Source organism: Sphingobium sp. V4 (assembly GCF_029590555.1).
Classification (GTDB): Bacteria; Pseudomonadota; Alphaproteobacteria; order Sphingomonadales; family Sphingomonadaceae; genus Sphingobium.
The window spans coordinates 2,810,567-2,824,687 of the sequence record NZ_CP081001.1; the positions used below are offsets into that span (position 1 = coordinate 2,810,567).

Annotated in this window: 8 protein-coding genes; 4 read left to right on the forward strand and 4 right to left on the reverse strand. The window is 62.7% G+C overall.

Annotation, left to right across the window (positions count from 1 at the left end; genetic code table 11):
* Positions 1-136 precede the first annotated feature (136 nt).
* The 4 genes from rlxS to K3M67_RS14090 all read left to right on the forward strand — a co-directional run bounded on the left by rlxS (position 137) and on the right by K3M67_RS14090 (position 5,316).
* The gene (gene rlxS, locus K3M67_RS14075) at positions 137-2,101 is read left to right on the forward strand and encodes a relaxase/mobilization nuclease RlxS (RefSeq protein ID WP_285831779.1); all 1,965 of its coding nucleotides are present in this window, start codon (positions 137-139) and stop codon (positions 2,099-2,101) included.
* A gap of 212 nt (positions 2,102-2,313) precedes the next feature.
* Positions 2,314-3,537 (forward strand): DNA (cytosine-5-)-methyltransferase, encoded by a 1,224-nt coding sequence (dcm, locus tag K3M67_RS14080; RefSeq protein ID WP_285831780.1) that lies wholly within the window; start codon positions 2,314-2,316, stop codon positions 3,535-3,537.
* A 3-nt stretch (positions 3,538-3,540) separates the two neighbouring features.
* Positions 3,541-3,993 carry a very short patch repair endonuclease gene (locus K3M67_RS14085; protein ID WP_285831781.1) on the forward strand — a complete coding sequence of 151 codons (453 nt, stop codon included), beginning with the start codon at positions 3,541-3,543 and terminating at the stop codon, positions 3,991-3,993.
* The gene (locus tag K3M67_RS14090) at positions 3,994-5,316 is read left to right on the forward strand and encodes an MvaI/BcnI family restriction endonuclease (protein ID WP_285831782.1); all 1,323 of its coding nucleotides are present in this window, start codon (positions 3,994-3,996) and stop codon (positions 5,314-5,316) included.
* Between the two features lie 145 nt (positions 5,317-5,461).
* On the opposite strand, the gene K3M67_RS14095 is transcribed toward K3M67_RS14090, so the two are convergent.
* Genes K3M67_RS14095 through K3M67_RS14110 form a run of 4 tightly spaced genes read right to left on the reverse strand, consistent with a single transcriptional unit; the run spans position 5,462 to position 14,089 of the window.
* On the reverse strand, positions 5,462-7,132 hold the full coding sequence (locus K3M67_RS14095; RefSeq protein WP_285831783.1) for an NERD domain-containing protein: 1,671 nt from the start codon (positions 7,130-7,132) through the stop codon (positions 5,462-5,464).
* Entirely contained in the window at positions 7,129-8,973 is a 1,845-nt protein-coding gene (gene drmB, locus K3M67_RS14100) for an MrfA Zn-binding domain-containing protein (protein ID WP_285831784.1), read from the reverse strand. Before drmB ends, K3M67_RS14095 begins: the two co-directional genes overlap by 4 nt.
* A 2-nt stretch (positions 8,974-8,975) precedes the next feature.
* Complete coding sequence (locus K3M67_RS14105) at positions 8,976-12,155, reverse strand: helicase-related protein (protein WP_285831785.1); 3,180 nt, start codon at positions 12,153-12,155, stop codon at positions 8,976-8,978.
* Positions 12,086-14,089: a UvrD-helicase domain-containing protein gene (locus tag K3M67_RS14110; RefSeq protein WP_285831786.1), complete on the reverse strand. Its 2,004-nt coding sequence runs from the start codon at positions 14,087-14,089 to the stop codon at positions 12,086-12,088. Before K3M67_RS14110 ends, K3M67_RS14105 begins: the two co-directional genes overlap by 70 nt.
* Between the last annotated feature and the right edge of the window lie 32 nt (positions 14,090-14,121).

The window sequence follows — 14,121 nt, forward strand, 5'->3', positions numbered from 1 at the left end:
TCGCGACACTTTCCAAGCCTTTGTCTGCACATCCTTTTTTCACGAGACAGGCAATCGCTGTCACGAGACTGTCAGGGCGCAAATGGCGGAAACCAGCCATTATTTTGCCGAAATCGCGAGACTGAGGCACTTTGTTATGTCTGACGACGATTTTACCCCCAGGCTCGGCCGCCAGCGCGGCAAGGACGGCAAGAAGGTCGTCAAATATGGCGGCCGCATCCGCGCCGCTGCACGCCTTGCCGGCACGAAGACCGGAGTCCGCTCGAGACGGTTCGACGGCAGTCGGATCGGGCGCGGCGCCAGTGTGGGGCGATTGCTGTCGAGCCGCGACCGGCTTGCGGGCTTTCGTGGGCGCCGCGCTGTTGTGAAGGCCAGCCTGATCCGGCTGCAGGGCAAGGGCGGCCAGGCCGCCCGTGCGCACATGCGCTACGTCCAGCGCGATGGGGTGACCCGAGAGGGCTCGCCGGGCGAACTTTACGGCCCGGAAACCGACCGTGCGGATGGCGGTGATTTCCTCAAGCGCACGGCCGGCGATCGCCATCAGTTTCGCTTCATCGTCTCCGCCGAGGACGGCGCCGAGTATCCCGACTTCAAACCCTATGTCCGGCGGCTGATGACCCAGGTCGAGCAGGACCTCGGCACGAAGCTGGACTGGGTCGCGGTCGACCACTTCAACACCGAGCGTCCGCATACCCACATCGTGCTGCGCGGGGTCGATGACCAGGGCGACAATCTGGTCATTGCGCGGGAGTATATTTCGCATGGGCTTCGCGAGCGCGCCTCAGAGCTTGTGAAGCTCGACCTCGGTCCTCGTACCGATCATGAGATCGAGGCGCGCCTGCGCCATGATGTCGACCAGGAACGGCTGACCGCGATCGACCGCCGGTTGGTCCGCCGCATGGACGTCGACCGAACGGTGTCACCGGCGAACAACGATCCCTTCCAGCAATCTGTCGCGGCGGGCCGTCTGCACAAGCTCAAGGCGATGGGCCTGGCCGACGATGTCGGTGGCGGACGCTACAGGCTCGCCGAGGGGCTGGAGGAAACACTCCGGCGGATGGGGGAGCGCCGCGACATCATCCGCCTCATGCAGCGTGAGTTGACCGCCCGCAGGCTCCATCGCGCCGGTGTCGAGCAGGTCGTGTCAAATGACCTTCGACAACCGATCGTCGGACGGGTGATCCAGCGAGGCTTTTCCGACGAGCATCGCGACCGCCATTATATGATGGTCGATGGCATCGATGGCCGGGTCCATTATCTCGATATCGGCCGCGCCGACGCGGTCCCGTCCGTGCCGGAAAATGCGACGGTGCGGATCGAACCGAGCAGACTTGATGTGACGCAGGCCGACCGCACGGTCGATGCGGTCGCAAGGGCCAATGGCGGCCGCTATTCCATCGACGCCCATCTGGCGCATGACCCGCAGTCCAGCGAAGCCTATGCGGCAAGCCATGTCCGGCGGCTGGAAGCCATGCGGCGGGCGGGCACGGGGCCTGAACGATTAGAGGATGGGAGCTGGACCATTCCCGAGGATCATCTTGCTCGTGCCAGGACATATGCCGCGCGGCAACGGCGCGACCGGCCCGTGGCGGTATCGATCATGTCGCGCACGCCCGTCGCCGCGCTGGTAGCGAAGGAGGCGCCGACATGGCTCGACCGGGAACTGGACGGAGGCGGGGGAAGCGCTGTGCGCGATGCCGGTTTCGGGCGTGAGGTCCGGACTGCTTTGGCGGCGCGCCGGCAATGGCTGGTGGAGCAGCAGCTGGCGGACCCGGACGGCGCCACGCTTCGCCTTCGGGAAGGAGCGATGGACAGGCTGCGCCAGCGTGAACTTGTGCAGGCTGGCGACCGGCTTGCGCAGGAGGTCGACAAGGCGTTCGCGCCCGCCAGCATGGGCGAGCGGATCGAGGGCGTGATAGCCCGCCGCGTCGATCTTGAAGGCGGCAGCTATGCACTGGTCGAGCGGTCACGGGATTTTACCCTTGTGCCCTGGCGCGATGTGCTCGAGCGCAACATGGGCAAAGCAGCATCCGGCATCATGCGGGCGGACGGGATCAGCTGGCAGTTCGGGCGCGGACGATCGGGGCCGGTAATCTCATGATACCGGGCATTCCCCGGGAAATCCTTCCAGACCGGAATGATACGTCTGGCGGAAAGTGCGAATAGTTCTATGGGGTCGTCGCAGCCGGGCTTCCCGAAGAGCGCACAAGCTGATAGTTGGGAAATGAACATATAAGGAACATTTGTTCCGGCCGGCACCTTGCAATCTGGGTCGAATGGCGACACTATGTCGCAAATCGTCCCAGAGGTATCATGCAGAACGAATTCGCAACGCTCCGTGCGCAGGCAGGCATTTCCATCGAGGAGCTGGCGAACCGTCTGGGCTATAGTCCCCGTCAGCTTTATCGGTGGGAGCGAGGCGACGGCACCCCCCGGCGCGCCGCGTTGAAGATGCTGCAAAATATAGCCGGCGGATCGGCAACCGGGTTCGGCGAAAGTCGCTTCAACTTCATCGATCTTTTTGCGGGCATTGGAGGCATCCGGAAGGGATTTGATGCCATTGGCGGGCACTGCGTGTTCACATCGGAATGGAATAAATATTCCCAGCAGACCTATGCGGCCAATTTCCGCGACAATCACACGCTGCATGGCGATATCACCACGATCAAAACCCATGAGATTCCCGACCATGATGTGCTGCTGGCCGGCTTCCCCTGTCAGCCCTTCTCGATCGCCGGTGTCTCGAAGAAGAATTCGCTCGGTCGCAAGCACGGCTTTCTGGATGAGACGCAGGGCACATTGTTCTTCGATGTCGCCCGCGTTCTGAGGGATAAGCGGCCCGCCGCTTTCATGCTGGAGAATGTGAAAAACCTGACCAGCCATGACAAAGGCCGGACCTTCCAGGTGATCCTCAAAACGCTGACCGAGGAACTGGGCTACAAGGTCTGGCATAAGGTGATCGACGCGAAGCATTTCGTGCCCCAGCACCGGGAGCGCATTGTCATCGTCGGCTTCCGTGACGACGTGCCGTTTAGCTGGGACGATCTGGACCTGCCAGAGAAGGGTTCAGTGAAGCTCAAGGACATTCTGCATCCCGGTGACGGGACCGAGAAAGCGGAAGGCGCCTACACTCTCGGGCCGGACGCCATCGTAAACGGGAAATACACGCTCACCGACAAGCTCTGGCAATATCTTCAGGGCTATGCCGACAAACATAAGGCGGCAGGCAATGGCTTCGGCTTTGGCCTCGTGACACCGGACGATGTCGCTCGCACCCTCTCGGCCCGCTATTATAAGGACGGATCGGAGATCCTGATCAGTCAGGGCAAGAAGAAGAATCCGCGCCGCCTGACGCCGCGCGAATGCGCTCGCCTGATGGGTTACGGAGACGACTTCCGTATCCCGGTATCCGATACGCAGGCCTATAAGCAGTTCGGTAATTCGGTCGCTGTTCCGGTCTTCCATGAAGTTGCCCGGATCATGCAGCCCCATATCCAGACGCTGGTCGAGGCAGGGCAGCGGCGCGAAGCTGCCTGACACTTGGCGGACGTTCACGACCCGGCGACCCGCAGTCGCAATATGGCTGCTATCAAAGGCAGCCATACAAAGCCTGAAATGCAGGTCCGCGCTGCCCTGCATGCGGCGGGCCTGCGCTACCGCCTTCACGTCAGGGACTTGCCGGGCAAACCGGATCTCGTTTTTCCACGTTGGCGGGCCGTTGTTTTCGTGAACGGCTGCTTCTGGCACCACCATGATTGCCACCTGTTCAGATGGCCGTCCACGCGGGAGGATTTCTGGCGCACGAAGATCGGGCGCAATGTGGAGAATGATGAGCGCGCAACCCGGGCGCTGCTCGATGCATGCTGGCGTGTCGGCACGGTCTGGGAATGTGCGCTGAAGGGGCGGACCAGACCCGACTTTCCCGAGGCTATGCAGCGCCTTATCGCGTGGATAAGGTCGGATGAGAAAGTCATCACTGTCAGGGGCGGGTAAGTGGTCGCATCACTGGGGCAATTGCTGGATCTGATGCGCCATCACGGTGCCTATCGCATCTATGCAAAGCGGCTGTCGCCCAACGATAATTCGAAGAATCAGGTCTATCTCGGTGACGGCTTTGCGGCGCTGAACGTCATCCCTCATGGCGAGGTTTACACCGACGCCGCCGAAAAGGCTGGCAGCGTTCGTGACCGTGCCAAGGCCGATGTCGAATTTTACTGGGTCAATGAGGAGGGCAGGCACCGTGCGCCCGACGCCAACCTGATCCTCTATCCCAAATATCCCGAAGTGCGGATGTCCGGCTTTTTGAAGGGCTGTAAGGCAGCTCCTTCAAAGCTCCTCACGGTCCGTGACGAGGGGCGGGCCATGTTCTTTGGCATGACCCGGGAGGGCATCGTGCTGGGGTACGTGACCGACGCCGATAACCCGATCACGAAAGAGCTGGTGGCAGCCGCCTGGCCGATGCTGGGCGTCTTCATCGAGCTGCCGCTCAGTCTGGACCAGCCTGCCGATCCGAAGACGATCCTGCTCGACGAATTACGTCGCATTTATCAGCTGAACTGGATCATGTCCCAGAAGCTGGCGAAGGACGGCACGAAGATGCCCTATGCCGCCCGCAACGGGGGTGGCTATACCCTTGAAGCTGAGCTTGGCATTACGCCTAACGGCTATGCGGAGCCCGATTTCATGGGCTGGGAGGTGAAGCAATATGGCGTGAATAATTTCACGGCGTTCAGACCAAAATCGCCGGTCACGCTCATGACGCCGGAGCCGACCGGCGGCATCTACAAGACCGAGGGAGTAGCAGAATTTCTGAAGCGGTTCGGTTATGCGGATCAGAGCGGCAAGGAAGATCGCTTCAATTTTGGTGGCCGTTACGATTGCACCCGTGATCACCACCATCTGACCGGCTTGCGAATGACCCTTACAGGATATGATGCAGCCAGTGGCAAGATAGCTGACATTGGCGGCGGCTTGGCACTGATCGATGCGGCCGACAAGGTTGCCGCCTCCTGGTCGTTCAAGGGCCTGATGGCGCACTGGAACCGGAAGCATGCGCAGGCGGCCTATGTTCCTTCCCTGTCCCGCACTCCGCCGCCAGAATATAGTTATGGCGCGCAGGTGCTCCTTTGCGAACAGACCGATTTCCTGCGGTTTATCAGAGCCTTCGCAGAGGGGACAGTATATTACGATCCTGCTGTTAAAATCGAAAAGGCTTCGTCAGCAAAGCCGGACATAAAGCGGCGGAGCCAGTTTCGAGTTGCCCATTCTGATCTGACGCAACTTTATGAAGGGCACGAAATGGTTTCTCTGTCCTGAAGTGTGATCATAATCAGGGTTTGCCGGCTTCCGTCGTAATTGCGCCAAGGCCGGCAGCACCTCACTACCGGATGATTGTTGCTGAGCTTGTCATATATCGCGCTGAGGCCAACGGCTGCCATTACATCGTTGCCCCGCTAGCAGGTTAATCGGCAGGAGCGGGTCCTGCCGCGTCGCTGCCGGACATTGGCGGCGACCTCAGCCAGTCAAGAATCCGCTCCTGGCCAACGAGAACCAGATGCGTTCTCGCACGCGACACGGCAACATAGGCAAGCTCGACCTCGTCCGCTATTTCCCTGGACGCCGCGACGATCACCACCGGACGCTCCAGCCCCTTGAAGCGCAGAATTGTATCAACAACAGAAACGTAGGTGCCGCTCCGGTCGAGCGCCTGCCGGATTGACGCCGCAAGCGCCGTAGTCGGAGCAAGGATAGCGATGTCACCGGAGCTCACATTCTCATGAAGAACCAGCTTCCGCGCCTCACCCGCCGCGATCGCGGCGATCTCCTGCTCGCCGCACGGCAGCACTGTGATGTCTGTGCCTTCGGGTCCGTCGGCAAAGATGTTCATTCCGCGATAGTGCCCGGACGCAATCAGGTGAATTTTCCGTGTGTTACGCAGATTGTGCTCAAAGCCTACGTTGAGCAGGTTGAATGAGGCGAGCTGGGAGCTCACGCTGCCATAGATGCTCTGGTTGGTGTCGTAGAAGGCGTGGAGGAAGCTCTTTTCAGAGGCGAGCAGCCCGTCGATGGCAACCCACCAGTGCGATGGAAAATCCTGCGCCTCATCGACCACTATCGCGTCAAACCGCAGATCTGTACGAAGCTCGGCAGCCCGCATGAGTGCGTCGATCCACGCGTCAGAAACGACATCGTCATCCAGCCGGTCAGGCGCGGGCAGCTCGGCCGCCGCGACCATCTGCCGGCAAAGCGCGGCGAAGGACAGAACTTCGACGCCGGTGCCGGGTGCCCGCGTCGAGAGGGCGTCTGCGAGCGGCTCCCCGAGGCAAAGCAACAACGTCCTGTTGCCTGAGCCGGCGAGGCGGGCCGCGTCCTCGAACGCCACGATCGTCTTGCCTGTACCGGCCCCGCCGCCAACAGCGATACGCGGCAACGCCGAGATCATTCCCAGAACCCGGAACTGGCCGGGGGTGAGCGCCGCGATAGCCTGTTCGTCATCGTCGATCAGCGTCGCAAGCGGAACCTTGAGCTGGAACGGCGCGGCGAGCAGCTTTTCAAGAACCTTGATCCCGTCGCCGCCAACACTCTCCTCATCGCCGCCGGACAGCCGCTCACCGACCCAGTCAGCTATGCTGGCCAGGCCCGGGCGGCAGCAGAATATCTCCCGCGGCTTGTCCATGCCAAGATTGACCGGAATCTGTCCGAGGTCGGGAAAGATCACGCCGTGCCGGAAACGCACAAAGCGGCGGCTGTTCCATCCGCCCATGGCCTGCATCCTGCGTAGCAGTTCATGCTTGGCGCTGCGCGCCTGCTCTACCGGATTCTTGATGGCATGGCGGATGTTGTCCCGGTCACGGCTCCACCACTTGTCGTCGGCCGGATCATAGCTGATCCCGCCGCCTTTTACCTCGATCGCAAGCACGCCGTGCGCAGGGTGCGCGACAACGAAATCGCACTCGCCATCACGCTCGCCACCACTGCTGGTCAGGCCGAGCCAGGGACGGCTGTAAAACACCACCCAGCCGGCGCCGAGCTGGGCCTGCAGGGCTTTCCATACCCGTACCTCGGCATCGCGGTATCGACTGCCCGTCACTTCGCCCGGCAACCTGGCCGGCCACATCGTTGCGCCGCTCAAATGTAATCTCCCTGAAGCATCATATGGAAGAAACCGGTCTCCGGTGTGTCAGGCTTGCCCACAAGCAGCGCGCGATCGAGCAAGCGGTTGAATTCCTCGCAAGCCGTCTCGGGTGCGAGCAGGCAGGCATGACAGGCTGCAAGCGACAGGCCGTCATCCGGCGCAAGCAGGTTCTCTATGCAAAGGGGATCCGAGGAGCACCATGCCTGCGCGCGGATGGCCGACACGACCGTTCGGGCCATGCGGATGGGATCGCCCTGGCGTTGCAGCCCGCCAAGCGTCCCGTCGTCATCACTTGTCGCAGTGTAGATGAGCAGGCCGGCCATTGGCTGATCGCCCGTGGAAGCGTAAAGCCTTTCGCGCAACGCTGTCGTGGCATATCCGCAGTCCAGCGTCAGTTGCCGCATCAGTGCGTGGGCGAAGCCGTGCAGAAGCAGGAAACGCGCGGACACCGGGCGCGGCGGTGGAGCGTCAGGTCCATACCGGTCGAGATGGGCCGCGACGGAGGCGTCGTGGATGCGCGCTGTCCTTTCTGCGACGTCCTGTCGCTCCTCCCACGCAGAGAGGGCGTGCTCGTCGAGCGTGAGAAAGATCCCCTCGCCACGAACCTCGATAGCCGGGAGCCAGTCGAGACGCGTCTTTGAAAGCGGCGCGACGGCACCGGCATCCGGATCACCGGGCGGCTGGATCCGGGTGAAGCCTTTCATCGCCCGAACTTCGCGCAGCCGCACTGCCCTGACGAGCCTGCCGATCCAGGGAGCAAGATCGCCAGGCACTACGCAGGGCCGGATCTCGAACTCATGATCCAGCCCCTCGGCTCTCGTCCCGCCCGTCAGCTGGCGATATTCCTCGAGCCGCAGGTCCGAGGTCTCTATTGCTTCATGGCCGGCAATACGCAGGTCCACCTCGGTTGCGAGCTGTTCAGCCGTAAGCCCCAGATCCGAAAGTGTCTGGGCAAGATCCCCCCGCGCAAGGATCCGGATGAATGCGCTTCGATCCTCTGGATGAGTGTTGCGGATGTTGTCCCAGTGAACGCCGAGTGCTTCCTGCAAGCGGTCCGACCACGGCGGTATGCTGAGTGCTGACTCGATCACCGGAAAGTGCAGGTTGGAGGCACCGCGCTGCATGGCGCGTGACTCGCCACCACAATTCTCTGTCCCGTCGGCCAGCCACGGCCGGCGCCCCCGGCAAGGGGGGAAATGTGACTTGCCACCGGCGCGCGGTTTGCCGAATATGCCGTCCATTGACCGCTTCTTGCTGCATTCGGGGCAGCTCAGGACGAGGCCGGCGAGTCCTGCGCTCTCGGCGGTCAGCTTGAGAAAGCCTCGCCTGCGCGCGCAGTCGGGGGCATGCTGCACCCAGACATGCCAAGGGAACTCGTCGATGTGTCCCCGTTCGCACGCGGTGATGAAACGGACGGGAATCACATACATCCTGCGCCGGCCCGGGGCCTTCTGCGTACACGAGGCACACCACCGCCCCGCGCGGCCCGGCTCGTCGTCCCAGCGCCCTTCAGGTGCGATGAGATTGCATCCCGGACACTGCAGCCATTCCGGGAAACGGACAGCGACGAGCGACCGCATCGCATCGGCATCATTTGCGCTGTTCCGCACCGGTGGCAGCCTGAATCCCCTGACACCGAGCTTTTTCTGCAATCGCTCCTCGAGGATCGCCTGCGGATGAAGCATACCGGCTGGCGGGAAATTGCGATCCCATTCCTCCAGTCCGGCTGCAACCCCCGAGACCGGTGCGTCTCCCGCGCGAAAATCGATGATTGCTCCCGGACCAAATGTCTGGACCGCGGCGCTGCGACGCAGGTCGCCAAGTTCATTTTTTGCCATCTCTATTGCTCGCCCCTCAGCTTCTCCAGCAACCGGAACGGCGTGGCCGGCTCGACCGCGCGCATGGTGTTGGGTGTTGGCCATGCCTGACCGATCGAACGGCCCGAGGCGCGCTTTGCTGCCGCTTCCTCGGCGCCCTGCAACAACGACACCGCCTCGTTGCGGGCATCCCAATATTGTGCCGGGGAGCGCCGCAGCCAGCGGTCGAGGCGGCGTTCAAGCTCTGTTGCAACATCGGTCTCAAGCGGGTCAATCCTCGCCGCACGGGCGGCGATGGCGCCGATCAGCTTACGGACAGGGACAAGATCATCGTCATCCAGCGCTGGCAGATCGAGCTTCCCTGGCAGGGCATGGCGTACCACGGCAACAAGAACCGCATGAAGCGCCCGGTCACGTGCGCGGGATGCAAAGGGCGTCACGCTCGTCGCCTCGACATCGCGGTACAGCGTCGCGTGCCAGCTGCCGAACGTCTCATAGTGTGACCGGTCCCGCGGCTTGGCATTGTTGAGAAGCGCGACCACCAGTCCTGGTACCCGCCCACGACCTACACGACTGGTCGCCTGGATATACTCGGCGATCGTTTTTGGCTGGCCGTTTACGACCATAAGTCCAAGGCGACGGATGTCGACGCCAACGCTGAGCATGTTGGTCGCGAGCACAACGTCGAGCGCACCTGCAGTACCCGCAGGGATCTCAAGCCGGTTGAGCATGTCCCGGATTTCCTGCTGGCTTCTGCGTGAAGTCAGCTCTTCCACCATCGCCGGGATCCGGTCCTGCTCACCGCGACGTCGGGCGATCTGACGCAGACTGCTGTGGACGTCGTCCTGCGTCAGCACCAGTGCGCCGCCAAGCTCCCGCAACGAGTTGAAGTAGGCGACCAGGGTCCAGTAGCTGTCGCGGTCGCCCTCGGCGAGCCCGGCGAGCGCGGTCTGGAGCAGCGAGGCGAGCGCTGCCTGTAGCGTGAACTTGGCGGACCGGCCGGCGGTGGTAACACCGGCATAAAGTCGTCCGAATGCCTCCGGTCGGCAATCAATCACCGCAAACCCGGAGTCCGTTGCATCAAGTCCTGGTGGCGGGAACTGGCACGTGCCGCGATCGAACAATGCAAGCACCTGATCGTTTGCACGGCGGATTGTGGCGGTGGAGCCAATGATTTTCGGCCTTGTACCGTCAGCGGAGAGGATAAGGTCCAGCGCCGCCTCGTAAAGACCAGCCAATGTTCCCAGCGGTCCGGAGATCAGGTGCAATTCGTCCTGCAATATGAGTTGCGGCTGGGCATCGGTACCCACGCCGAACAGGCTTGCCGTCCTCTTCTGCCTTACGATCTGCGCAAACTTGTCGACGGTTCCGATCAGGAGCGTCGGCCTTTCGTTGTAAACGTCCGCATCGACAGCCCAGACCGGAAGGACAAAGCCCGAAAGGATGCAGGTCGCTGTCCGGCAACGCGCTGTGACCGGATCGGTGGCCTTGGCCTGGATGTAATCCAGCCTGGCATGGCATGCCGGGCAGTCCACCAGCTGTGCGGGTGTCGGCTTTTGCGGGTCTGCCCGGCTGGCATAGGCGTCTGCACGAGAGTTGGGAGTCGCATCGGCACCAACCCACAGGCCGATCGCGAATGGAGTGTCACCAAGTGACCCGTGCGCCGGCGCGGGAACTAGGCTTCTGCGGATCGCCTCGCAGGCGAAGATCATCGCCGATGCCCGCACGAACTGCTGGGTGGTCAGAAGTCTGAGTGTGTAGCGCATTATCGCCGCGACACCCGCGCCATCATCAGGCCGTGCGCGAGAGAGGCGCCGGTGAAACGCTGTGAATGCAATGAGGCCGAGATAGGCCTCGGTTTTGCCGCCGCCGGTCGGGAACCAGAGCAAATCCATGACCTCGCGGTCCTCGTGCGTTCCGTTCGCACTGGATTCGAGGGTCAACAGCAGGAAACCAAGCTGGAACGGGCGCCAGCGCAGACCGCCTTCGCCACTCCATTCGCGCTGCAAGGTCATCGCTCGGTTCGCCAGCTGGAACGCCTGTCGCGCCGCGGTGTCGCGGCCCAGCCAGGCCGCACCCTGGCGCATCCGGCGGAGAACGCTTCCTGCCTCCTGAATGTGACGGTTCGCAGTTTCCTTTCGCGTTCCCGTCAACGATGCAAGCCGCTGCTCCTGCAGTCCAATCCAGCGGCCGTATGCATCGCAGAGCCGTTCCAGCCCCGAAACGAGATCGGCTCCATCGGCCTCCGCCAGCCATGCGGCGGAAAGCGGGTCAGGCGCCTGCGCGGACATTTCGGCGAAAACCTCATGCCCATTTCCGCTGACCGGCGGAGTCAGGGCATCAGGTATCCAGGCAATGCGGATCGAGGTCGCGGTCTGTCCGGATTCTTCCGTTGTCCATGACGCGGACGCCGTATGGCCCGCCGCAAATTCGCGCGCGTCCCGGTAAAGAAGGCCGGCAGACCTGTCTTCATCGTCGACTTCCGAGCGCCGGCTTGGCCGGGCGACCAGACGGCTTCCCGGCGCTGCCTCGATTTCCAGCGCTGTCTGGAAAAGCGTGACCTTCTCGACTGCCTCACGACCCGCCTCCGCGGGCCGGGCAAGATTGACGAGGGTTATCGTCGCAAGCGTGCCACCGGGGAACCGCGAAGCACGCCAGTTGATGCGCGCACCCTCGATCCCGGGCGTCTCGACATCGAGCCAGCCGCTTCCTTCCGGCAAGGAGACATCGACAAATCCGATTTCAATCTGCCGTCGGGACCATTGCAGCGTGCCCCCTGCCTCGCGGTTGGATGTATAGAGCCCGAAAGCGACACGGATCTTGACGCCGGGTACATCATCACCGTCCTGCCGCACGGCAAAGGACAGGCCGGCCGCAGATGGCCTGCGCATGCTGACGCCGGCAGGCCGGGCAGCGTCGTCATCGTCTGATCCGCCCTCCTCGCTTCCGGCTACCGCCAGCCTCTCGTCTTCCTCGGGGGCAACCTCGGTATTGGTTGGCCACAGTATGCCGGTCAGCCACACATCCGAGGGGCGGGAATCGAGTGTCTCATCGATACGATCAGGGCCGATGAGATCGGTCCGCAATCGTTCCAGAACCGTTTGCCTGGCGATGTCGGGCGGCGATGTCGCTGTCATTTGAGTGTCCTGAAACTGCTGAAACCGGTGATCATGGGCGCGAACAGGAACCCGCTTGAGCGCCATGGCTCGTGCAGGTCCGCTGTCTTGGGATCATCGGATCGAAGAACGAGGCTCGCGAGACCGATCGAGCGCAGATGTGGCAGCATCCCGGGAGAGCGCATTGTCTTGATGGCTTTTGCGATTTCCCAGAGATCGAGCCGGAGTTGCTCGTTCAGCAGGCACAGACGCACGCCGTCACTGTCGCGTACCTCATAGTCCCAGTCGAGCTCGGCCCTCGCATACCCCGCGAGCCCCGTCCGATGAGGCTGGGACAGCCATCGCTGCTGGGCGATCGCGACATCATCGGCGGTGGCAAACGCACGTATCCCCACCAGTCCGACCGCGTCGAGATCACCCGCGCGTCCGACTTCCACGCGTCCCGAGCCCTTGCTCCGTCCGCGACGCCAGACGCGATGTGACGAGGTCGAGCCAGCAAAGCTGCGACCCGACTTCCCGACAAGGAGCTTGCTGCGCGCGCGCGTCGCGCCGACGAACATCACACGCGTTTCCTGGTCCGGGGCATCTTCGTCTGGGTCGACCGGTGGAAGAAAGAGGTGAACCTCGTCCGCCTCGCGTCCCTTGCTCGCATGGATCGTGCCCAGGACAGGGCCGGCATCGCCATATTCCGGAGAGCAGAAGAGCAACGGCGGCGCCGAGCGGCCGAGCCGCTCGCGCAATCTGCCGAGCTCGACGGTGTCCGCGCTTTGTCCGGCTACCTCGATGACGTGCGACCACGCCTCGTCGAGTTGTGGCGCCCCGATGGCGGCCGCTCCGACTATCCGGACGTGCCAGAGCGCCTCGAAATCGCTGCGACCGATGAGTGGAGCCGTCCAGTCCCAGAACAGCGCGGCCAGCCATGGGCGGATGCGCTGTGGCAGGCCCGACATTCGCAGTCGGTGCGGTATCTCTCCGACCCAGGAAGAGCGCTCGAGTACCTCGGCGCGACGTCTGAAAAGAACGAGCGCGTCGTCCCGGGCAGCACCGATATCGAAATCCTTGGCCTCTCCGGCATCGCCATGGGCGAGCCGGACGACCTCGGCCCGTACTCGCTCGGCCCGTCGCTCGGGGCGCATCGCCGTATCGAGAACGTCGGATCGGACCGCCGTAAAGATTGCCCTGAGTTTCGGACAATCGGTGCGGTGCACCCGCGAAAGCGCCAGTTCCTGAAAGCCACGATCGCGCATCCGGGCACCAAGGTTCGGGCCCGTCATCGCCTTGCCACGCTCTTCCTCGGTAAAATCATAGATTGCCTGAGCATCATCCATGAACGCGGTCACGCCGCACCGGTCATCCACGGCGTCAACCATTGCCAGAATCAGGTCCTGCCTGACGCCGACGATGTCCTGCCCCTCATCTATGACGAGATGCCGCAGGCGCCCCAGATAATCTGCTGCATCCGGGTCGCTCTTCAGCGTCGCAACCGTCCTTGAGATGCCTTCGTCAAAACTTCCGGTCAGTGCGGCATCGGTCGCGAATCCGGACTGGAGAGACCAGGCGTGCGAATCGAGAGTTGCGATCCGGACCGAGGCGGCGTCGCCTGGATCTTCCAGCGTCGCAGCGATCCGCTGGCGGATTTCAACCACGGCAGTGCGCGTGAAGCTGATCATCCATATCCGGGACGCTGGAACACCATCTGCGATAAGTCTGGAGACCCTCCGGCAGGCCACCCAGGTCTTGCCGGTTCCGGGACCTGCGGCGACCGCGAGCCTGGCATCGGCCTCGGCGTGAATGACTGCCTCCTGCGCCGGGTCCTTTCTGGCCTGGCCCTCATCGGGCTGCTGCACGTCCTGAGCTGGCTTTGCCGGGTCCGGCAGAATCGCGATGTCTATGGCGCCGTTCCTCACAGGCCACCAGATTCCGCGATAGAACGCTTCCTCGCCCTCATCGGCGGAGCGCATCGAGCAATTGACACGGCCGATTGCGCGGACGCCCTTAGTCACAGCAATCTCAACCTGCACGCTGTCCCCCTGGCCTCCCGATTGATTTCCAA

Excerpts from the sequence above, each read along its gene's own strand:
- K3M67_RS14105 (WP_285831785.1), bottom strand. The coding sequence starts at position 12,155 with ATGGCGCTCAAGCGGGTTCCTGTTCGCGCCCATGATCACCGGTTTCAG.
- drmB (WP_285831784.1), bottom strand. The coding sequence starts at position 8,973 with ATGGCAAAAAATGAACTTGGCGACCTGCGTCGCAGCGCCGCGGTCCAG.
- dcm (WP_285831780.1), top strand. The coding sequence starts at position 2,314 with ATGCAGAACGAATTCGCAACGCTCCGTGCGCAGGCAGGCATTTCCATC.
- rlxS (WP_285831779.1), top strand. The coding sequence starts at position 137 with ATGTCTGACGACGATTTTACCCCCAGGCTCGGCCGCCAGCGCGGCAAG.